General features: G+C 62.2%; 18 protein-coding genes. 11 read left to right on the forward strand and 7 right to left on the reverse strand.

The window, feature by feature from the left end; translation table 11 throughout:
* From ACQ4WS_RS20705 to rpsL, 4 genes are all read right to left on the reverse strand, one after another.
* The coding region (locus ACQ4WS_RS20705) for a GTP-binding protein (protein ID WP_204317187.1) at window positions 1-114 on the reverse strand (114 nt) is incomplete at its 3' end.
* Window positions 115-186: 72 nt separating this feature from the next.
* Window positions 187-2,292 (reverse strand): elongation factor G, encoded by a 2,106-nt coding sequence (gene fusA, locus ACQ4WS_RS20710; RefSeq protein WP_436478915.1) that lies wholly within the window; start codon window positions 2,290-2,292, stop codon window positions 187-189.
* A gap of 108 nt (window positions 2,293-2,400) precedes the next feature.
* Window positions 2,401-2,871: a 30S ribosomal protein S7 gene (gene rpsG, locus ACQ4WS_RS20715; RefSeq protein WP_010394377.1), complete on the reverse strand. Its 471-nt coding sequence runs from the start codon at window positions 2,869-2,871 to the stop codon at window positions 2,401-2,403.
* Window positions 2,872-3,023: 152 nt separating this feature from the next.
* Complete coding sequence (gene rpsL, locus ACQ4WS_RS20720) at window positions 3,024-3,407, reverse strand: 30S ribosomal protein S12 (RefSeq protein ID WP_010394376.1); 384 nt, start codon at window positions 3,405-3,407, stop codon at window positions 3,024-3,026.
* 425 nt (window positions 3,408-3,832) lie between these two features.
* Between rpsL and ACQ4WS_RS20725 the strand changes: the two genes are divergently transcribed.
* The gene (locus ACQ4WS_RS20725; RefSeq protein ID WP_436478916.1) at window positions 3,833-5,758 is read left to right on the forward strand and encodes a phosphoethanolamine transferase; all 1,926 of its coding nucleotides are present in this window, start codon (window positions 3,833-3,835) and stop codon (window positions 5,756-5,758) included.
* 10 nt (window positions 5,759-5,768) lie between these two features.
* Here ACQ4WS_RS20725 and ACQ4WS_RS20730 read toward each other — a convergent pair whose 3' ends face one another.
* Complete coding sequence (locus tag ACQ4WS_RS20730) at window positions 5,769-7,355, reverse strand: MutS-related protein (RefSeq protein WP_436478917.1); 1,587 nt, start codon at window positions 7,353-7,355, stop codon at window positions 5,769-5,771.
* Between the two features lie 242 nt (window positions 7,356-7,597).
* Here ACQ4WS_RS20730 and ACQ4WS_RS20735 point away from each other — a divergent pair, with 242 nt between their 5' ends.
* From ACQ4WS_RS20735 to ACQ4WS_RS20770, 8 genes are all read left to right on the forward strand, one after another.
* Window positions 7,598-8,863 (forward strand): efflux RND transporter periplasmic adaptor subunit, encoded by a 1,266-nt coding sequence (locus tag ACQ4WS_RS20735; RefSeq protein WP_436478918.1) that lies wholly within the window; start codon window positions 7,598-7,600, stop codon window positions 8,861-8,863.
* 44 nt (window positions 8,864-8,907) lie between these two features.
* Complete coding sequence (locus tag ACQ4WS_RS20740) at window positions 8,908-9,624, forward strand: ABC transporter ATP-binding protein (protein WP_436478919.1); 717 nt, start codon at window positions 8,908-8,910, stop codon at window positions 9,622-9,624.
* 9 nt (window positions 9,625-9,633) lie between these two features.
* Window positions 9,634-10,956 carry an ABC transporter permease gene (locus ACQ4WS_RS20745; protein WP_436478920.1) on the forward strand — a complete coding sequence of 441 codons (1,323 nt, stop codon included), beginning with the start codon at window positions 9,634-9,636 and terminating at the stop codon, window positions 10,954-10,956.
* A gap of 28 nt (window positions 10,957-10,984) precedes the next feature.
* On the forward strand, window positions 10,985-12,223 hold the full coding sequence (locus ACQ4WS_RS20750) for an ABC transporter permease (RefSeq protein WP_436478921.1): 1,239 nt from the start codon (window positions 10,985-10,987) through the stop codon (window positions 12,221-12,223).
* 28 nt (window positions 12,224-12,251) lie between these two features.
* A complete protein-coding gene (locus tag ACQ4WS_RS20755) occupies window positions 12,252-13,604 on the forward strand; it encodes a sigma-54-dependent transcriptional regulator (RefSeq protein ID WP_436478922.1) in 1,353 nt (450 codons plus the stop codon).
* Complete coding sequence (locus ACQ4WS_RS20760; protein WP_436478923.1) at window positions 13,604-14,935, forward strand: sensor histidine kinase; 1,332 nt, start codon at window positions 13,604-13,606, stop codon at window positions 14,933-14,935. Before ACQ4WS_RS20755 ends, ACQ4WS_RS20760 begins: the two co-directional genes overlap by 1 nt.
* 239 nt (window positions 14,936-15,174) lie before the next feature.
* Entirely contained in the window at window positions 15,175-15,699 is a 525-nt protein-coding gene (locus tag ACQ4WS_RS20765) for an FxDxF family PEP-CTERM protein (RefSeq protein WP_436478924.1), read from the forward strand.
* A 60-nt stretch (window positions 15,700-15,759) separates the two neighbouring features.
* Entirely contained in the window at window positions 15,760-16,539 is a 780-nt protein-coding gene (locus ACQ4WS_RS20770; protein ID WP_436478925.1) for a spermine/spermidine synthase domain-containing protein, read from the forward strand.
* 29 nt (window positions 16,540-16,568) lie between these two features.
* On the opposite strand, the gene ACQ4WS_RS20775 is transcribed toward ACQ4WS_RS20770, so the two are convergent.
* Together ACQ4WS_RS20775 and pdxR are read right to left on the reverse strand one after the other, a co-directional pair.
* Window positions 16,569-17,174 carry a hypothetical protein gene (locus ACQ4WS_RS20775; RefSeq protein WP_436478926.1) on the reverse strand — a complete coding sequence of 202 codons (606 nt, stop codon included), beginning with the start codon at window positions 17,172-17,174 and terminating at the stop codon, window positions 16,569-16,571.
* A gap of 32 nt (window positions 17,175-17,206) precedes the next feature.
* Entirely contained in the window at window positions 17,207-18,712 is a 1,506-nt protein-coding gene (pdxR, locus tag ACQ4WS_RS20780; protein WP_436478927.1) for a MocR-like pyridoxine biosynthesis transcription factor PdxR, read from the reverse strand.
* Window positions 18,713-18,816: 104 nt separating this feature from the next.
* On the opposite strand from pdxR, the gene ACQ4WS_RS20785 reads away from it, so the two are divergent.
* Together ACQ4WS_RS20785 and ACQ4WS_RS20790 are read left to right on the forward strand one after the other, a co-directional pair.
* Window positions 18,817-19,476 carry a pyridoxamine 5'-phosphate oxidase family protein gene (locus tag ACQ4WS_RS20785; protein WP_436478928.1) on the forward strand — a complete coding sequence of 220 codons (660 nt, stop codon included), beginning with the start codon at window positions 18,817-18,819 and terminating at the stop codon, window positions 19,474-19,476.
* An 85-nt stretch (window positions 19,477-19,561) separates the two neighbouring features.
* A complete protein-coding gene (locus ACQ4WS_RS20790; protein ID WP_436478943.1) occupies window positions 19,562-20,389 on the forward strand; it encodes a class I SAM-dependent methyltransferase in 828 nt (275 codons plus the stop codon).
* Window positions 20,390-20,448 lie beyond the last annotated feature (59 nt).

The following is a 20,448-nucleotide window of genomic DNA, read 5'->3' on the forward strand; positions in this document are numbered from 1 at the left end:
CTTCGACAGAACCGTTGCGATTGCAGCGGTCAGCGTGGTTTTACCGTGGTCGACGTGGCCGATGGTGCCGACGTTGACGTGCGGCTTGGTCCGTTCGAATTTACCTTTTGCCATTTTATTCTTCCTTAGAACAATGATTTAAATGTAGGGACCGGCATTCTCGTGAAAGCCGGCCCGGAACTTCTATTACTTAGCTTTCGAGCTTACAATTGCTTCAGTCACATGCTTAGGTGCTTCAGCATAGTGCTTGAATTCCATCGTGTAAGTCGCACGACCTTGGGTCGACGAACGCAACGATGTGGCGTAACCGAACATTTCCGACAGAGGCACTTCGGCCTTGATGATCTTGCCGCCACCGCCAGCAATTTCATCCATGCCTTGCACCATGCCGCGACGCGACGACAGATCGCCCATCACGGTACCGGCGTAGTCTTCCGGTGTTTCCACTTCCACGGCCATCATCGGCTCCAGGATGACTGGCGATGCTTTGCGGCAGCCATCTTTAAATGCCATCGAAGCGGCCATGCGGAATGCATTTTCGTTCGAGTCAACATCATGGTACGAACCGAAGAACAGCGTGACTTTAACGTCAACAACTGGGTAACCAGCCATCACGCCCGAAGTCAGCGTGTCGCGCACACCTTTTTCAACTGCAGGGATGTATTCGCGAGGAACGGTACCGCCCTTGATCGCGTCAACGAATTCGAAGCCCTTGCCCGGTTCTTGCGGTTCGATCTTCAGAACCACGTGACCGTATTGACCACGACCACCCGATTGCTTGACGAATTTGCCTTCCGACTCTTCGCACACTTTACGGATCGTTTCGCGGTAAGCCACTTGTGGCTTGCCGACGGTCGCTTCAACGTTGAATTCGCGCTTCATGCGGTCAACGATAATGTCCAGATGCAACTCGCCCATACCGGCGATGATGGTCTGGCCCGATTCTTCATCGGTACGCACGCGGAACGATGGATCTTCTGCTGCCAGGCGGTTCAGCGCCAGGCCCATTTTTTCCTGGTCGGCCTTGGTTTTTGGCTCGACTGCCTGCGAAATCACCGGCTCAGGGAAGACCATGCGCTCCAGAACGACGCTTGCCTTCTCGTCGCAAAGCGTATCGCCCGTGGTGGTGTCTTTCAGACCCACGACGGCGGCGATGTCGCCAGCGCGCATTTCCTTGATTTCTTCGCGTTCGTTCGCTTGCATCTGCACGATACGGCCGATACGCTCTCTCTTCTGCTTCACGGAGTTCAACACCGAGTCGCCCGAATTCAGGGTACCCGAGTAGCAACGGATGAAGCACAACTGACCGACGAACGGATCGGTTGCGATCTTGAACGCCAATGCCGAGAATTTCTCATTGTCGTCAGCGGCGCGCTCGACTGGCTGCTCGTCCTCGTCCAGACCTGGGACAGGTGGAATGTCGATTGGCGATGGCAGGTACTCGATGACCGCGTCCAACATGGCTTGTACGCCCTTGTTTTTAAAGGCGGTACCGCACAGCATTGGAACGATTTCGCTGGCGATGGTACGCTGACGCAGAGCAGCCTTGATCTCGGCTTCCGACAGGTCGCCTTCTTCCAGGTACTTGTTCATCAGTTCTTCGGACGCTTCAGCAGCGGCCTCAACCATGTTTTCGCGCCACTTGGCAGCTTCAGCAGCCAGATTCGCTGGAATTTCGCCGTATTCAAACTTCATGCCTTGCGAAGCGTCATCCCAGATGACCGCTTTCATCTTGACCAGATCGATAACACCGGTAAAGAGGTCTTCAGCGCCGATAGGCATCTGGATAGGCACTGGGTTGGCCTTCAGACGCGAACGCATCTGATCGTAGACCTTGAAGAAGTTGGCGCCGGTACGGTCCATCTTGTTCACGAAGGCCAGACGTGGCACTTTGTACTTGTTAGCCTGACGCCAAACCGTTTCCGATTGTGGCTGCACGCCGCCGACTGCACAGTAAACCATGCAGGCGCCATCCAACACGCGCATCGAACGTTCTACTTCAATGGTGAAGTCAACGTGGCCTGGGGTGTCGATGATGTTGATGTGATGCGCTGGGAAGTTGTTTGCCATGCCTTTCCAGAAGCACGTAACAGCAGCCGAGGTAATCGTGATGCCGCGCTCTTGCTCTTGCGCCATCCAGTCGGTGGTGGCAGCGCCATCATGGACTTCGCCCAGCTTGTGGTTCACGCCGGTGTAGAACAGAACGCGCTCGGTGGTGGTCGTCTTACCTGCATCGATGTGAGCGGAGATACCGATATTGCGGTAGCGCTCAATGGGGGTCTTGCGGGCCATAATTAATCCTAAATGAATGGACAAAACCGAGCAGCATTTTTTTGCAAAAATGAGCCCGGCCTCGAACAACAGATGCTTGACAGCCGCCTTGCGGTAGCTGGCTTTATATTAGAAGCGGAAATGCGAGAACGCTTTGTTCGCTTCAGCCATACGATGGACTTCGTCGCGTTTTTTCATCGCGCCGCCGCGGCTTTCAGCCGCTTCCATCAGCTCACCGCCGAGGCGTTGTGGCATCGATTTTTCGCTGCGCTTGTTAGCAGCTTCACGCAACCAACGCATGGACAGAGCCATACGACGGACTGGGCGAACTTCGACCGGCACCTGGTAGTTTGCACCACCGACGCGACGGGATTTCACCTCAACCAACGGCTTAGCGTTGTTGATTGCGGTAGCAAAAACTTCGAGCGGATCTTTGCCCGATTTTGCTGCGATGTGCTCGAAAGCACCGTAGATGATGTTTTCTGCAACCGATTTCTTACCGGACAGCATCAGCACGTTTACAAATTTAGCGACATCAGTGTTGCCGAATTTTGGATCTGGCAAAATTTCGCGCTTGGGTACTTCACGACGACGTGGCATATCAATTCCTTTCAATCTTCAGTTGAGCGCGCGTTCTTCGCACACTCGCGGACGACCATCATAGTCTTCCACTTACTCGACCAGATGCGGTCGACTACATTCACTTAGCTAGTTGCCACTGAGCGAAACTTGGGTTTGCTGCGTACAACTTATTACTTCTTGCCTGCTTTAGCGCGCTTGGTACCGTACTTCGAACGCGATTGCTTACGGTCTTTAACGCCTTGGGTATCCAGGGCACCGCGAACCATGTGGTAACGCACACCCGGCAAATCCTTGACGCGGCCGCCGCGCAACAGCACAACACTATGCTCTTGCAGGTTATGGCCTTCACCGCCAATGTACGAAATGACTTCGAAACCATTGGTCAGACGAACTTTAGCGACTTTACGCAGAGCCGAGTTAGGCTTCTTTGGAGTCGTGGTGTAAACACGTGTGCAGACGCCACGTTTTTGCGGGCTGTTTTCCAGCGCCGGCGATTTGCTCTTCACGGTCAAAGCGACGCGTGGATTGCGAATCAATTGATTGATGGTTGGCATCGTTATAAATCCAACAAAAAACTACGATTAATAACCCGGGCAAGATGCCCGGCGACTAAAACCTCGTCCCGCTTTCATCTACTGCGCACCGGAGGCGCCCGCAGCCACTCGATAAGGAGCGGCCATGAAATGCCAAGCAATACGTAAACGATGAGCAGAATAAAATCGAGAACTCGCTAGTCTAGACCTTGTGCTACAGGGGGTCAATCAGTTTACCGCTTTTTGCTATAAAAAAAGGCAAAAAAGGCGCATTTTTGTGGTATTTTCACTAATTTTTGGCCCCAGCGCATGGACGCCAGCACCTCATGGCAATTAATTATTTGATATTCTTTCTCTGCGACCAAGCATCGGACGCGTGCATTCTTGTATGACCGCAAGACAACAAAAGGATTGATAATAGCGGACATTTTTCGCTGCCCTCCTTTATGCGCTCCTTGCTTCGCCCTGCCTCTCTGTTCCTGCTCCTGACGTATGCCTTGCTGACGGCCGTGCCATTCATCCCGGCGCTGCTGGGGCGCGCCCCCGAGCATCCCTGGCAGATGCTCAGCTTCGAGTTGCTGGCCTGGCTGGCCGTCTGGAGCGTGTTCAAGCGCCCCGCATACTTCCACTGGCTGCTGGTGCCCGCCTTCCTGGCCCTGCCGACGGAAATCTATCTGTTCATTTTCTATGGTCAGGGCATTTCCACGCACCACCTGGGCATCATCTTTGAAACCAGCCCCAAGGAAGCGATGGAATTCCTCGGGCAAAAAGTGTGGCTGATGGGCGCCGTCATGCTGGGCGTGATTGCCTGGTGCGTGCTCGGCTGGTTGGCTGCCACACGCACGCGCGACCTCGACTGGCGCGGCAAGACGCGCCCGGCCGCCTTCATATTCCTGATCCTGCTGGGCGGCCTCTGGTGCTATGGCTATGAATTCGGTTTCGACGCCAAGGTTCTGCATAGCGCTCCCGCATCGGCCAAGGCCAGCGGGCCGGCGGCCAGCGGCAAGGCGGGCGCTTCCGGCTTCGGCGACGCCAGTTCGGCCGAAGACGAAACGGCCGAAGAAGACGAAGAAAGCAGCAAGCCGGAGAACGCCAGCATCGCCGGCGCCGATGAAACGGGCCTGGGCTGGCCCAGCCTGCCCCACTGGGCGCGCCTGCCCTACGCCTTCGACACCGTCAGCAATTCCTGGCCCTTCGGCCTGGCCGCGCGCGGCTTCGATTTCTACAAGGAACGTAAATACCTGGCCGAGCTGGGGCAGAAAAGCAGCAGCTTCCGTTTCGGCGCGCACCAGCAACAGCCCGATCCCAATCCGGAAGTGGTGGTCATGGTGATCGGCGAATCGTCGCGCTACGACCGCTGGAGCCTGAACGGCTATGAACGCGACACCAATCCCCTGCTGAAGCAGGAAGCCAACCTGGTGCCGCTGGCCGACGTCATCACGGCCGTTTCCGCCACGCGCCTGTCCGTGCCCGTCATCATCTCGCGCAAGCCGGCCACGCAAAGCCTCAAGGATGGCTTCTCGGAAAAATCCTTCCTGACTGCCTACAAGGAAGCGGGCTTCAAGACCTACTGGCTGTCGAACCAGATTTCGTTCGGCCAGTTCGACACGCCCGTCTCCGTATTTGCCAAGGAAGCGGACGTGGTGCAATTTTTGAACCTGGGCGGCTTTACCAACAATTCAAACTTCGACCAGATCCTGTTCGATCCGTTCAAGAATGCGCTGGCCGACCCGACACCGAAAAAACTCATCGTGCTGCACACGCTGGGCAGCCACTGGAACTACAGCCAGCGCTATCCGAAGTCCTTCGACAAATGGCAGCCATCGCTGTTCGGTGTCGACAAGCCCGTCTACACGGACACGGCCATCAAGCCGCAGCTGAACAACAGCTACGACAGTTCCATCCTGTACACGGACTGGTTCCTGTCGAACGTGATCGGCATGCTGAAGGACGATGGCCAGCGCACCGCCCTGCGCAGCTCGCTCGTCTACGTAGCCGATCACGGCCAGACCCTGTACGACGGCACCTGCCGCCTGGCCTTTCACGGCCACAACACGCAGTTCGAATTCCACGTGCCCGCCTTCGTCTGGTACTCGCCGCAATTCCAGCGGCACTATCCGGAGAAGGTAACGCAGTTGCAACGCCATCAAAAAGCGCGCCTGTCGACGGAAAACATGTTCCACACCCTGCTCGACCTGGGCGACATCCGCTTTGCTGGCGAACAGCCCGAATGGAGCATCGCCAGCCCCCGCTTCAAGCAGCACAAGCGCTACGTCGACAGCTACGGCTGGACCAACTACGACAACGCCATCATCCGCGGCGATTGCCGCGAAGTGATCGACAAGAGCACGCCGGAAAAGCAGGAAAAGTAGCGCGCGGCAATCAGGCCCGTTCGAGCACGCCGCCGCAATCGGCCGGTTGCGCCATGTGCGTGCTGAGCCACTCGAAGACGCGCCCGGCCTTGTCCGCGATACCGGCGTCAAAACCGCGCTGCGCCAGCAGGGCGATGCCATTCGTGGCTTGCAGCACGCCGGGCGCCAGTTGCAGCGCGCCCCCTTCATCGCGGCGCACGCACCACGGCGCCAGGCAGTCTTCCAGCAGCGGCCCCAGCACCAGGTTGTGCGATGAGACGATCACCAGGTGGCGCGCGGCCAGGGAATGCAGCACGGCGGCCGCGGCCGCCACCGATTCAAGGTGGTTCGTGCCGCGGAAGATTTCATCGATCAGTAACAGCGCCGGCGCGCCGCCCTCGGCCAGCGCCAGCAATTCGCGCGCGCGCCGCAATTCGGCGATATATAGACTTTCGCCGCCATCGAGCGAGTCTTCATTCTGCATGCTTGAATACAGAGGCAGCATGGGCACCTGGGCCGCCTGCGCATAGCAAAAGCCGAAGGCGCGCGCACTGATCAGGTTCAACCCCACGCCGCGCAGCAAGGTACTCTTGCCGATGGCATTCTGGCCCGAGATGAAGGCGCCGCGGCCATCGAGCTGCAGCGACAGCGGCACGGCGCCGTCCAGCAGCGGATGCACCATGGCATCGAGCGACAACTGTCGCGCATCGGCTTGCTGCGCCCAGCAAAACTGTGTGCGACCACGCAGGTGGCGCGCCAGCGCCAGATCCGCCTCCAGGTCGGCCAGCAGCAGGAAACTCTGGCGCAAGAAGGCGCGTTCGCGTCGCACCACGCGCAGGCTGTGAAAGTAGCGCCGGATATTGCCCAGCATGAGCCAGTCGTCATATTCGCTCAGCAGGGGAATCATCTTGATCCAGCGCACTGGCGTGATCTGCCGGTTGATCACGCCGGCAGCCCGCCCATCTGCTTGCAGGTCTGCCGTGAACGGCGTATCGAGCGCGCCCAGGCGGCCATGCACCAACAGTATCTGCTGCAAGGTAAATACGCTGCGCTCCCAGGGTTTGCAACGGTCGTAAAAACGCATCTGCACCGCCATCAGCAAGAGCCAGACGGGCACCGCGAAGGCCCATGCCAGCGGCGCAAACAGCCACGCGGCCAGCAGCGACGCCAACAGCGCCAGTGTCGGCAGCAGCAGCCAGCGGCTCCACCACGGTGGTGCTGGCGGCGCTGCACCGCACAGCAGCGCCGCCACTTCCATGTCTGCCGTGCGCAGCGGCTGCATGGCTTGCTCGATCAGCGCCCGCTGTGCCGGCGCGCCCAGCAAGGCCGCGATGCGCGCCCGCGAGGCGGCGTCCGCCGTGCCGCTGACCAGGCGCTGATGCAATCGCTGCTGGCCAAGAATGCTGGTCAGCGTGGCCAGTTGCGCATGGTAGTCATCGAGCAGCATTTCGTCCCAGGTCTGTTCATCGAGCTGGACCGGGCCAGCTTCGACCTGCTGCAACATGGCAATGTCGCTGCGGGCAAAGGGGTAATCGAATTCCGCCGGTTCAGGCAAGCTGGCAAACTGGCGCAGCCAGGGGCCCAGGCGGGCAAAAAGGGAGGGTGAAGGCGACATCATGCTCCAAAGAAGGGGCCAGCATGGCGCCGCGCGCCATCACTGCATGGGCCGCAGATCAGGTCGATTGCCAGAATATCAAGATCCATGCGCACACGCCGCGACACTGCCGCGCACGCGGACACCGCCTGGACAGTGCGGACACGGCGGACAGCCGGACGCCAAAAATTTTTCCATTCAAATCAACGACTTGAATACTGGCACGGATCGTGCATTGGAAAAGTCATTCTCCACGAGACATGACCATGATCCGCGATACCTCCTCCCAAGACGCCGTACTGTCCGCCCCGCCGGGCCAGCGCCACAGGCAACGTGCCCTGCTGCTGGCCGGCGCCGTTATCGTCATCGGCGCCGCGATCGCTGTCGTTGCCGGCTGGCGCAACAGCGAGCATTCCGTCAACAGCAGCCGCCTGCGCATCGCCGACGTCACGCGCGGTACCCTGATCCGCGACGCAGCCGTCACCGGGCGCGTGGTCGCCTCGATCAGCCCGACCCTGTATTCGACCACCGTGGCCACCGTCACGCTGAAAGCGAAGGCGGGCGACACGGTGAAAAAGGGCGATATCCTGGCCGTGCTGGAGTCGCCGGACCTGTCCGACGCCCTCAAGCGCGAACAATCGAGTGTGCAGCAGCTGGAGGCGGAAGTGGCACGCCAGCAGATCCTGGCCAAGAAGCAGAAGCTGCTGGCGCGCCGTGAAGCCGATACGGCTGAAATCGAACGCCTGTCCGCACAGCGCACGCTGGAACGCTATGAAAGCGTGGCGCAGGTGGGCATCATCGCCAAAATCGATTACCAGAAGGCCAAGGATGCCTTGAATTCGGCCGATATCCGCAGCAAGCACGCCTCGCAAGCGGCGGGCCTGGAAAGCGAAGATGTGACCCTGGCCCTGAAAACGAAAAGCAATGAACTCGAACGCCAGCGCCTGGTGCGTGACAACGCCCAGCGCAGGGTCGATGAACTGACCGTGCGTGCGCCCGTCAACGGCTTTATCGGCACCCTGTCGGTGGCCAACCGCAGCGTGGTGCAAGCCAATACGGCCCTGATGACCCTGGTTGACCTGGCGCAGCTGGAAGTCGAACTCGAGGTGCCTGAAACCTATGTGGCCGACATGGGCCTGGGCATGCGCGCCGAGATCGAAACGGGCGTCATCAGGGCGACCGGCAAGCTGTCGGCGCTGTCGCCCGAAGTGGTGAAAAACCAGGTACTGGCGCGCGTGCGTTTCGATGGCGTGCAGCCGGCCGGCCTGCGCCAGAACCAGCGCGTGGCGGCGCGCCTGCTGATCGATGAAAAGCCGAATGTGCTGATGCTGGCACGCGGCTCCTTCGTCGAAGCCGAAGGCGGCCGTTTCGCCTACGTCGTGCGCGACGGCGTGGCCATCCGCACGCCGATCAAACTGGGCGCAACCAGCGTCACGGCCGTGGAAATCCTCGACGGCTTGAAGCTGGGCGACAAGGTGGTGGTCGCCGGCACGGAAAACTTTGCGAACGCCGCCCGCGTCTCGCTCAACTGAATTCAACTGAATCTCATTTATCTCACTCTACAAGAGGCCCCTCCATGCTGCGCATGCAAAACCTGAGCAAAGTCTATCGCACCCACATGATCGAAACACACGCGCTGCGGGGCTTCGACATCCATGTGCAACAAGGTGAATTCGTCACCGTCACGGGGCCGTCCGGCTCGGGCAAGACGAGCTTTCTGAACATCGCCGGCCTGCTCGAGGAATTCACGGACGGTGAATACATACTCGACGGTGTCAACGTCAGGGGCATGGACGACAATGCCCGCTCGCGCCTGCGCAATGAAAAACTCGGCTTCATCTTTCAGGGTTTTAATCTGATCCCCGACCTGTCGCTGTTCGACAACGTCGACGTACCGCTGCGCTACCGGGGCTTCAACCGCGCCGAACGCCGCGAACGCATCGAGGAAGCGCTGGCCAAGGTCGGCCTGGCCTCGCGTATGAAACACTATCCGGCCGAATTGTCGGGCGGCCAGCAACAGCGCGTGGCGATCGCACGCGCGCTGGCCGGCTCGCCGAAACTGCTGCTGGCCGATGAACCGACGGGCAACCTGGACACGCAAATGGCGCGCGGCGTGATGGAGCTGCTGGAAGAAATCAATGCGCAAGGCACTACCATCCTGATGGTCACCCACGATCCGGAACTGGCGCTGCGCAGCCAGCGCAATGTGCACATCATCGACGGCCAGGTGTCGGACCTGGTGCAGCACGGCGCCTCGCTGTCGGCCAAGCCGCAGCATGCCGCGACCGCGTAAGGAGAGACCATGTTCCGCTACTATTTCACGCTGGGCCTGCGCAGCCTGCGCCGCAACCGCGCCCTGACGGCGCTGATGGTGCTGACCCTGGCCGTCGGCGTCGCCGCCAGCGTCTCCACCGTCACCATCCTGCACGCCATGTCCGGCGATCCGCTGCCGCACAAGAGCGACCGCCTGTTCGTGCCGATGATCGACATTCTGCCCGTCAAAGGCTATGTGCCCGGCGAAAAGCCGGGCTTCTCGCAAGCCCAGATGAGCTATATCGATGCGCGCAATTTCATGGCCAGCAAGGTGGGCGTGCGCCGCACCGTCATGTACGGCGTGGCCGGCCCGGTCGAGCCGGCGCGCAAGGATATCGGGTCTTTCAACTCCCAGGGCATCGCACCCACGCGCGATTTTTTCAGCATGTTCGACGCCCCCTTCCTGTACGGCCAGCCATGGAGCGAAGCTGATGACGCCAGCGGCGCCGACGTGATCGTCCTGAGCCGTGCGCTGGCCGAAAAACTGGTGGGCAAAAACAACCCCGTTGGCCAGCGCGTCACAGTGCTGGGCCGGCCCTACATGGTGACGGGCGTGCTGGCGACGTGGGACGTGGTGCCACGCCCACACCGCATCATCGGCAGCAAGGGCGCTTTCGGCGCGGAAGACGAATTCTTCATCCCGTTTTCCAGCGCGATTCGCCACGAAACTGAGCACGACGGCGGCATGAGCTGCAATGGCGAGCAGAACGCCCCCGGCTTCCAGGGCCGGCTCGGCTCCGGCTGCACCTGGCTGCAGTTCTGGTTCGAGATGGCCAGCAGCGGCGAGCGTGGCCAGTTGCAGCAGTATCTGGATGCCTATGCGGGAGAGCAGCGCAAGCTGGGACGCATGATGCGCAATGCGCCCAACAAGCTGTACGACCTGAACGAATGGATGGCTTTTCTGAAGGTGGTCGACAACGACAACAAACTGGCGGCCTGGCTGGCCTTCGGCTTTCTGTTGCTATGCCTGGTCAACACCATCGGCCTGCTGCTGGCGAAGTTTTCCGTGCGCGCCAGCGAGGTCGGCATCCGCCGCGCGCTGGGAGCCACGCGGCGCGACATCTTCCGCCAGTTCCTGATCGAGACGGGCGTGATCGGCCTGGCCGGCGGCGTGATCGGCCTGCTGCTGGCGTTTGGTGCGCTGGCCGTGGTCAGCCAGCAGTCGAAGGAACTGGGCACCGTGGCGCACATGGATGTGCCGATGCTGTTGCTGACGTTTGCCATGTCGGTGCTGGCGGCTCTGCTGGCCGGCCTCTTGCCCACCTGGCGCGCCTGCCAGGTGACGCCGGCGATCCAGCTCAAGTCCCAATGACATCCACTTATACACTATGAGGTCCAGCATGGAAATCCGTCCCATCCTGTCGGCGCTGATGCGCAGTAAAACCGGCGCCATCCTGGTGGCCGTGCAGATCGCGATCAGCCTGGCCATCCTGGCCAACGCCCTGCACATTGTCAACCTGCGCCAGGCCGTGGCCGCGCGACCCACCGGCGTGGCCGCTGAAAACGACATTTTTTATGTCCATATCCAGAACATGAACCGCGGCAACCACCAGCGCCAGCTGTCCGAGCAGAAGCGCCAGGCGGCCCTGCTGCGCGCCTTGCCGGGCGTGCTGTCGGTGGCGCAAACGTCGCAAGCGGTGTTGTCGCGCTCCGGCAACTCCACCAGCGTGTCGGCCAAACGCAGCCAGGTCACACCCAGCGCCACCATCTCGACCTACGTCACCCCCGATGCCCTGGTCAAGACCTATGGCTTGAAGCTGGTGGAAGGACGCGACTTCCTGCCTGAAGAGGTACCCGAGATCGATGAAGATGTCGACGACAGCCACCCCAAGGTGGCCATCGTGACGCGCGCGGCGGCGCAAAAAATATGGCCGGGCGAAACCAGCTTTGTCGGCAAGACACTGTACAGGGGCAACGGCGCCGATGATCCCGAGCTGCGCGTGGTCGGCGTCGTCGAGCGGCTGCAGACGCAGGTCGGCCAGGTCAGGGCCGAAGGCGAATACTCGATCCTGATGCCGGCGCGCCTGACGGGCGGGCGCGATTCGCTGCTGTATGCGGTGCGCGCCGAGCCGGGCCAGCGCGACCGCCTGATGCAGGAGGCCGAGCAAGCCATCCGCACTTCCACCAGCGAGCGCCTGCTGGTCCGCACCGATACCCTGGAACAGCACCGCACGTCACGCTACCGGGCCGACCGCGGCCTGTCATGGATGCTGATCGCCGTATCGACCCTGCTGCTGCTGGTCACCGCCAGCGGCATCGTCGGCATTGCCAGTCTGTGGGTGACGCAGCGCAGGAAGCAGATCGGCGTGCGGCGCGCATTGGGCGCTCGCCGCATCGACATCCTGCGCTATTTCCTGACCGAGAATTTCATGATTACCAGCGTCGGCGTGGGCTGCGGCGTACTGCTGGCCCTGGGCTTGAACCAGCTGCTGGTGAGCCAGCTGGAAATGGCGCGCCTGCCGCACGGCTATCTGCTGGCCGGCGCGCTGGTGTTCTGGCTGCTGGGCGTGGGCGCGGTGTACGGCCCGGCATGGCGCGCGGCCAGCATTTCGCCGGCCACTGCCACCCGCAGTACCTGAGCCGGCACCTGAGTGATATGCTGCGCGCATGCCTACCGTACTGATTATTGACGACAATGCCGCCGTGGCCATCGCGCTGGACGTGCTGTTTTCCCTGCACGAGATCGACGCCGTGCGCGCCGCCTCGCCGGAGGAGGGCCTGCACCTGCTCGAGCGCCACGCCATCGACCTGGTGGTGCAGGACATGAACTTCACGGCCGACACCACCTCGGGCGAAGAAGGCAGCGCGCTGTTCCACGCGATCCGCGCGCGCTACCCGGATCTGCCCGTGATCCTGCTGACGGCATGGACCCAGCTCGACGCGGCCGTCGACCTGATCAAGTCCGGCGCGGCCGACTACCTGGCCAAGCCATGGGATGACCGGCGCCTGATCGCCAGCGTGCAGAACCTGCTGGAACTGGGACAGGCCAACCGCGCGCTGCGCCAGCGCGTGGTGGCCGAGCAGCGCCAGCGCCACGCGCTGGAACACGACTTCGACTTGCGCAGCATGGTATGGCAAGACCCGGCCACGGAACGCGTAGTGCACCTGGCGTGCCAGGTGGCGCGCGCCGACGTGCCCGTGCTCATTTCGGGGCCGAACGGCAGCGGCAAGGAACGCATCGCCGCCATCGTGCAAGCCAATTCGCAGGTCGCCAGCGGTCCCTTCGTCGTGCTCAATTGCGGCGCCGTGCCGGTCGAGCTGATCGAGGCGGAACTGTTCGGCGCCGAGGCGGGCGCCTACACCGGCATCACGCGCGCGCGCGACGGCAAGTTCGACGCGGCCGACGGCGGTACGCTGTTCCTCGACGAGATCGGCAACCTGCCGCTGGCCGGGCAAATGAAACTGCTGCGCGTGCTGGAAACGGGGCGCTTCGAGCGCCTCGGCTCGAACCGCGAGCGGCAAGTAAAAGTGCGCGTCATCAGCGCCAGCAACGCCGACCTGCCGGCGATGATCAAGGCTGGCACATTTCGCGAAGACCTGTTCTACCGCTTGAACGTGATCGAACTGCGCCTGCCACCGCTGGCCCAGCGCCCGCTTGACATCCTGGTACTGGCGCGGCATTTCCTGGGCAGCGAAAAAACGCTGGATGCGCAGGCGCAGGCCACCCTGCTGGCCCACGGCTGGCCGGGCAATGTACGCGAACTGAAGAACGTCATGCAGCGCGCCAGCCTGCTGACGGCAGGACCGGTAATCCACGCGCAGGAAACGGGCTTGCCACTGGCGGCACTACCATCGCTGCGCGCGCCGCAGGATGCCGCCACGACGGAGCCGGACCGCGACAGCGTCACTGCGGCTCTCGCGCGCACGCACGGCGTGGTGGCGCAGGCGGCGCAGGAACTGGGGCTGTCACGCCAGGCGCTGTACCGGCGCATGGAACGCCTGGGCATCGCGCGCGGCTGATGGCCTACCGTCCCATGCGCCTCTCCCTGCTGACGCGCTGGACGGCGCTGATCGTCACCCTGCTGGTGCTGGGCATCGTCATCGCCCTGCTGCTTGCGCATTTTTTACCCGGCCAGCCACTGCTGGTGCTGGCGGGTACCCTGCTGTGCGTACTGCCGGTGGCCATCATTACCATCCGCGCGCAACTGCAAGCGATGCTGTCGCTGTTTCGCGCCTTGAGCGGCACGGTCGCCAGCTACCAGGACGGCGACTTCGGCTTCAGCTTGCGCTGGCCGCAGAACGATGAACTGGCCGACCTGGTGGCGGCCCACAATGCGCTGGGCGACGTGCTGCGCAAGCAGCGCCTGGACCTGGTGCAGCGTGAACTGCTGCTCGACACCATGGTGCAAAACACGCCGGTGGCGATGCTGCTGGTGGCCGAAGGCAGCGCCATCGTGTACGCCAACCTGGCCGCGCGCCAGTTGCTGCACCACGGCCGCCGGCTCGAAGGACGTCACCTGGCGGACATCGTGCGCGAAGCGGCACCGGCCCTGGCCGAGGCGCTGGCGCGCCGCAACGACGGCCTGTTTACCAGCGGCGAAGGGGAGCAGGAAGAGGTGTATCACCTGGCGCGGCGCAGCTTCAGCCTGAACGGGCGCAAGCACGAACTGCTGCTGTTGCGCCAGCTGACCCTGGAACTGCGGCGCCAGGAGGTGCAGACCTGGAAAAAAGTCATCCGCGTCATCAGCCATGAGCTCAATAACTCATTGGCGCCCCTGGCCTCGCTGGCCCATTCCGGCGCCGAGCTGGTGCGCCGCGGCCAGACCGAACGCCTGCCGCAAATCCTCGCCACCATCGCGGAGCGCACGCGCCACCTGGAAACCTTCATCCTCGGCTATGCGCGCTTTGCCAAGCTGCCCGCACCGCGCCTGGCACCGTGCGAGTGGCAGCCTTTTCTCGACGGCCTGGCCTCGCAGGCGGCCTTCACGCTCGACTGCGTACCGCCCGCGCAGGCGGCCGTGTTCGATGCGGCGCAAATGCAGCAAGCGCTACTGAACCTGCTCAAGAATGCGCTGGAATCGGGCTCGCGGGAAGAGCATATCGGCCTGCGCGTCAGCCAGGCGCATGGGCAGCTGCGCATCGAAGTGCGCGACCGGGGGCCGGGCATGAGCGGCGCCGTGCTGGAAAATGCCCTGGTGCCGTTTTATTCCACCAAGCGCAGCGGCACAGGACTTGGCCTGGCCTTGGCGCGCGAAATTGCCGAAGCGCATGGCGGGCGCATCACGCTGGCCAACCGCGAAGGTGGTGGCCTGGCGGTGACATTGATTCTTCCCTTGCTGGACAGAAATTAGTTACTGGCGTAACGATTTTTTCATCACACACTGCGCAATTATTTTTCGGTGCAATATTGATAATTAGAGTTTTTAATATTGCAACTTCGCGAGCGCCATGCCCGTGTGTTAGAAATAAGCTATTTAAGTTTGCATAATGATATAAAAATAGCTGATTGACAATGAAATGTCTTGGCGATAATTTATCAACGCGGTACGGTTTTTTTTGAAACATTAATCGTTTTTTCGCGGGGATAAACATGAAACTAAAATCACTCATCGCAGCGGCAGTACTCAGCGCTGCTTCCATCGGTAGCGCCAACGCCACCGCCTACGTGGTCAACCTCGTCAATACCACCGGCAATCTGTGGACCAGCGGCTTCAGCGCCGTGCCCAGCCCGCTCGGCGACTTCACGGATACCTTCACGTTCACACCCAATGCGACCTTCGGTTCCACCGCGCAAGCCTTCCTGGCCAACCTATCAGTCACGGGCTCGGACAGTTCCTCCATCAGCTTCAGCGGTGCTGACCTGAACGGCATCGCCCTGACGGGCTTTGGCGGGCCTACCGTCTTCGGCTATGCCCAGGGCGAAGTCCTGGCGCCAACGAGCATTCTGTTCAATGGCCCGCTGGTCCTCACCGTGATGGGCAACACCAAGGGCGGCAGCTATGGCGGCGTCTTCAACCTGAACCTGGCCCCCGTTCCTGAACCGGAAACCTACGGCATGTTGCTGGCCGGCCTGGGCATACTGGGCTTCCTGGCACGACGCCGCAAGCAAGCTTGAGCGCACCACCCAAAAGACGCTACGGCGTCTTTTTTTTCGGCCGGCTGCTACACTGGCGCCATGACGACCGACTTTATCTCCATCAGCCATACCGCATTCAGCCACCCGGGCCACCCGCCCGCCACCACCACAGAACACCGCGGCATCCGCTACCTGCACCTGGGTACCAAGTGGGTGCAGGGTGCCATGCGCCTGGACAAGCCCGACGCCATCGAGCTCGAATACGTGCAGATGATGATGATGTGGATGCTGTTCAAGACGCAACCCAAACGCATCGTGCAGCTGGGACTGGGCAGCGCCGCGCTGACCAAATTCAGCTACCGCCGCTTCCCCGACGCCTCGGTCACGGCCATCGAACTCAATCCGAACGTGATCGCCATCTGCGGCGCCCAGTTCGCGCTGCCGCCGAACGACGCACGCCTCGATGTGCGTGAAATGAATGCGCTCGACTTCGTGTTCGATCCTGCCAACCATGGCACGGTCGACGCGCTGCAAGTGGACCTGTACGACGAGGACGCGCGCGGCCCCGTGCTGGACACGCCCGAGTTCTACCAAGCCTGCTTCGACTGCCTGACAGATGACGGCATCATGTGCACGAATGTCTTCGGCGACTTTCCCAACTACGACAAAAATTTGCAGGCGATGGAACTGGTCTTCGACGCCGTCGTCTGGGTGCCGGAAATGGAAGATGAAAACATCGTCGTGCTGGCCTTCAAAACATCGCCGTCGCTCGATTTCAGCGATTTATACGAACGCGCCGCCACCATCAAGAAGCAGTTCAACCTGCCCGCCAAGAACTGGGTCAACGGCTTGAAGCAGTGGATGCTGGAGCAACAGTAACCCCCATCAGGCGCGGTGCCCGTGCGATCTCATTCAAGAACCTCTTCCCATCTTCCTTCGGCGCGATAAAATCCCAGCTTCTTGTCGCCCTTGAAGCGTGCGGCCTTCATCAGGCCAGCAAGCTCGCTGGAAATCAACAGGTCGCCCGATTGCGCATCCCTGGCGATCTGCCTGGGTGCCATTGCATCGGCGCGGAAAAACCTGCTCGTGAAGTAGATGATGTTGCCCTTGTCATCCTTTTCCGCGATTGAACGCCCGAGGTCCACGGCCTGTACGTGTTGCGTCGCATTCACGATGTAAAACGGCTGCTCCACCGGTTCACCGCCCGCCATGATGCAGGCGGGGACGAGCAATTCCACGTCCTGGCCGGCGGCGCCGGCGAGGAACTCGGCCAGGCGGGCCGAGACCAGCGGCACCTCACCGAGCAGCCACAGGCAGTCATATTTCAGTAGCCGTTCCCTCGGACAGACAAAATGCACGAAGGGCTTGTCCATGCCGGGCGGGAAAGGCGCACCCTGCAGCAGGGCCAGGTAGTCGAAGTTCGATCCAGCCGTCTCATACGACCCACGTTCCTTGTCGTAGGAGCCGGTGAGTTTGTCATTGTAATAAACAGGGGCTTTCCAGCTCAGTATCATGGGCAGTCCTCTTCCTCGGCCTGGCAAAGGCCCTATTGTGCCCGCTTCACCTTTCCAGCCGCGCCTGCTTGCGCTAGCAGCGCGCCCAGGCGGCGTGCCAGGCCGTCCATGTTCTCGGCCGGCACCTGCGCATAGCCGAGCAGGAAACCGTTCCAGCCCGCCCCCTCGCCCGTGCCATGCGCCGACAGCGCCAGTGCCACAATGCCCTCCTGCGCGGCGCGGCGGCTCAGAGCCAGGTCATCCCATGCACTAGCGTGAAAACGCAGCGCCAGGTGCATGCCGGCCGTGCCGCCATGGATGGCCGCAGCGCCACACGCATGGCGCTGCAATGCCTCGCTCAAGGCATCACGGCGCTGGCAATACAGGCGGCGCATGCGCCGCACATGGCGCGCAAACAGGCCGCTGCGCAGAAACTCGGCCAGCGCCAGCTGTTCCGCCACGCGCCCCCGTGCTGCGCCCTGCGCCTGCATCTGCGCGAAGGCCCCGGCCAGCGCAGCCGGCACGACGATAAAGGCGATGCGCAAGGCGGGAAACATGGTCTTGCTGAAGGTACCCAGGTACACGACGGGCGCGTTCGCCACCAGCCCCTGCATGGCCGCCAGCGGTGGCCCGCCATGGCGAAATTCGCTGTCATAATCGTCTTCGATGATCAGGGCGCCTGTGGCACGCGCGCGTTCGAGCAGCGCCATGCGGCGCGCGGGACTGAGCACGCTGCCCGTCGGATACTGGTGCGATGGCGTCGTGTAGATCAGGCGCGGCGGCGTCTCGCGCCAGTCCTCGTCCGTCGGCGCGATGCCATCCATGTCCACCGCAATACCCGTCACCTGCAAGCCGGCGCCACGGCCCGCCGCCAGCGCGCCGCCATAGCCGGGATGCTCGATCCATAAGGTATCGCCCTGGTCGGCAAAGGCGCGCAGGCAGACATCAAGGCTGCTTTGCGTGCCATCCGTGATGAACACCTGGCCCGCATCGCAGACGACGCCGCGCGCGGCGCGCAAATGCTCGGCGATGGCCATGCGCAGCTGCGGCTCGCCGGCAGGGTCGCCGTAATTGAGCTGGCGCGGCGTCAACGCGCGCCACGCGCGGTCCAGCATGCGCCGCCACTGCGCCAGCGGAAATTCGTCGAGCGCCGGCACGCCAGGCGCGAACGCGCCCATGGCGTCGGCGGGAAACACCAGCGCCGCATTCACATCCTGTCCTGCCACGCCGCGCAAATGCCGGGCGCGGCGCGACAAGCCATCCTGGCCGCCACTCGCCGGCGATACCATCGGCACGCCAGCACTGCCGGCGACCACGGTGCCGCGCCGGTCGGGCAAGACAAACCCTTCGCTGGCCAATTGCTCATAGGCGTACAGCACGGTATTGCGCGCCAGTCCCAGTTCCGCGGCCAGCACGCGCGTGGCGGCCAGCCGCGTGCCGGGCGCCAGCTGCCCGCCGCGGATCGCCGCGCGCAGGCATTCATGCAGCAGGCGCTGGCGCGGCCAACCCCGCTCGCGGTGCGTGCGCTCGAATGCATCGAGCAGCAAAGCAAAATCCATGCGCCTCCTTGTGGCTCTAAATTATTTATCAGTTCTGGATCTTTTTTCAGGGCCAGATGCCGATTATAGTGCGGCCTGCTTCTTCAACCAACCGGACTTCCACCATGACCGCTATCGCCCTGCCTCCCAGTCCCCGTACCCGCGTGCGCCGCGTCGCCGAACTGGCCAGCTACGAGCAAGCCACCCTGTATGCCATCGTCGACGCCGCCTTCCTGTGCCATATCGCCTTCCGCGACGACAAGGGCAGCCATTGCATCCCGACCGCCTGCTGGCGCATCGACGGCCACCTGTACATCCATGGCTCGAACGGCAGCCGCATGCTCAAGCAACTCGTCAACGACACCGACGTGTGCGTGACGGTGAGCCATCTCGACGGCCTGGTGCTGGCGCGCTCCGCCTTCAATCACACGATGAACTACCGCTCGGCGATGGTGTACGGGCAGTTTGAAAAAGTAAGCGACATCGGCCAGCAGCATGCGGCCATGGATGCGCTGATGGAAAAGCTGGCGCCGGGACGCCTGGCGCAGGTGCGCGGCGGCAGCGCCAAGGAATACGCGGCCACCACCGTGCTGCGCATCGCGCTCGATGAATGCGCCGTCAAGCAGCGCAAGGGCGGCCCGCTCGACGACGCGGGCGACATGGCGCACGTCGTGTGGACGGGCGAACTGCCGTTTACACACGGCCGTGGCGCGGCCATCGCCGATGCGCTCAACACCAGCGACATGCCCGCATATGCCACCGCATGGGGTACGGAATCTGCTTGACCGCCTGGCGTGCTTGGCCGATGATCGGCGTTGATGGCGATCGCCACCAATTGACCAACCGATCTAATCACGCATGGAGCATATGATGATGAAGCGAGTATCCCTGGCTGCGGCCCTGACGGTCATGCTGGCCTGTGGCGGCAGCGGTGCGGCACTGGCCGCCGATGCGGGCGACGCGGCCCTGAAGGCGGCCATCGCCGGCAGTGCGCGCACGCCGGCCAACGCGCTGCGCGACAGCGCTCGCCACCCATATGAAACCCTGACGTTCTTCGGCATCAAGCCGGGCATGACGGTGGTCGAACTGGCGCCTGGTGGCGGCTGGTACACGGAGATCCTGGCGCCCTACCTGCGCGACAACGGCAAGCTGATCACCGCCGGCAACGATCCGCAATCGGCCAGCGAAGGCGCACGCCGCGGCGCGGCGCGCTTCCAGCAAAAACTCGACGCCAATCCAGCCGCTTTCGGCAAGGTGGAACTCGGCGCCTTCGCGCCGCCCACCACTTACCGCATCGCGCCCAAGGGCACGGCCGACATGGTGCTCACCTTCCGCAATATCCACAACTGGATACCCATCGGCGAAGCAGGCATGAAAACCCTGTTCAAGGAAGTGTATGACAGCCTGAAACCAGGCGGCGTATTCGGCGTCGTCGAGCACCGCCTGCCAGCGAACAAGGCACAGGATGCCACGGCCAGCAGCGGCTACATGCACGAAGCATATTTGATCAAGCTGGCCGAAGGCGCAGGCTTCAAGCTGGCGGCCAAGTCCGACGTCAACGCCAATCCGAAAGACACGGCGGACCATCAGGGCGGCGTCTGGGCCTTGCCGCCCACCTACGCCAACAAGGATGTCGATCGGGCCAAGTACACGGCCATTGGCGAGAGCGACCGCATGACCCTGAAGTTCGTCAAGTAGGTCGGCTTAGCGCGGCAACGCCGCGCGTAATCCGACAACATCGTTGGCGCCGGTGATGG

Source organism: Janthinobacterium leeuwenhoeki (assembly GCF_051380795.1).
Taxonomy (GTDB): domain Bacteria; phylum Pseudomonadota; class Gammaproteobacteria; order Burkholderiales; family Burkholderiaceae_D; genus Janthinobacterium.

What these genes read in the sequence shown, in the direction of transcription:
- fusA (WP_436478915.1), bottom strand. Translation starts at nt 2,292, where the DNA reads ATGGCCCGCAAGACCCCCATTGAGCGCTACCGCAATATCGGTATCTCC.
- rpsG (WP_010394377.1), bottom strand. Translation starts at nt 2,871, where the DNA reads ATGCCACGTCGTCGTGAAGTACCCAAGCGCGAAATTTTGCCAGATCCA.
- rpsL (WP_010394376.1), bottom strand. Translation starts at nt 3,407, where the DNA reads ATGCCAACCATCAATCAATTGATTCGCAATCCACGCGTCGCTTTGACC.
- ACQ4WS_RS20725 (WP_436478916.1), top strand. Translation starts at nt 3,833, where the DNA reads ATGCGCTCCTTGCTTCGCCCTGCCTCTCTGTTCCTGCTCCTGACGTAT.
- ACQ4WS_RS20730 (WP_436478917.1), bottom strand. Translation starts at nt 7,355, where the DNA reads ATGATGTCGCCTTCACCCTCCCTTTTTGCCCGCCTGGGCCCCTGGCTG.
- ACQ4WS_RS20735 (WP_436478918.1), top strand. Translation starts at nt 7,598, where the DNA reads ATGATCCGCGATACCTCCTCCCAAGACGCCGTACTGTCCGCCCCGCCG.
- ACQ4WS_RS20740 (WP_436478919.1), top strand. Translation starts at nt 8,908, where the DNA reads ATGCTGCGCATGCAAAACCTGAGCAAAGTCTATCGCACCCACATGATC.
- ACQ4WS_RS20745 (WP_436478920.1), top strand. Translation starts at nt 9,634, where the DNA reads ATGTTCCGCTACTATTTCACGCTGGGCCTGCGCAGCCTGCGCCGCAAC.
- ACQ4WS_RS20750 (WP_436478921.1), top strand. Translation starts at nt 10,985, where the DNA reads ATGGAAATCCGTCCCATCCTGTCGGCGCTGATGCGCAGTAAAACCGGC.
- ACQ4WS_RS20755 (WP_436478922.1), top strand. Translation starts at nt 12,252, where the DNA reads ATGCCTACCGTACTGATTATTGACGACAATGCCGCCGTGGCCATCGCG.
- ACQ4WS_RS20760 (WP_436478923.1), top strand. Translation starts at nt 13,604, where the DNA reads ATGGCCTACCGTCCCATGCGCCTCTCCCTGCTGACGCGCTGGACGGCG.
- ACQ4WS_RS20765 (WP_436478924.1), top strand. Translation starts at nt 15,175, where the DNA reads ATGAAACTAAAATCACTCATCGCAGCGGCAGTACTCAGCGCTGCTTCC.
- ACQ4WS_RS20770 (WP_436478925.1), top strand. Translation starts at nt 15,760, where the DNA reads ATGACGACCGACTTTATCTCCATCAGCCATACCGCATTCAGCCACCCG.
- ACQ4WS_RS20775 (WP_436478926.1), bottom strand. Translation starts at nt 17,174, where the DNA reads ATGATACTGAGCTGGAAAGCCCCTGTTTATTACAATGACAAACTCACC.
- pdxR (WP_436478927.1), bottom strand. Translation starts at nt 18,712, where the DNA reads ATGGATTTTGCTTTGCTGCTCGATGCATTCGAGCGCACGCACCGCGAG.
- ACQ4WS_RS20785 (WP_436478928.1), top strand. Translation starts at nt 18,817, where the DNA reads ATGACCGCTATCGCCCTGCCTCCCAGTCCCCGTACCCGCGTGCGCCGC.
- ACQ4WS_RS20790 (WP_436478943.1), top strand. Translation starts at nt 19,562, where the DNA reads ATGATGAAGCGAGTATCCCTGGCTGCGGCCCTGACGGTCATGCTGGCC.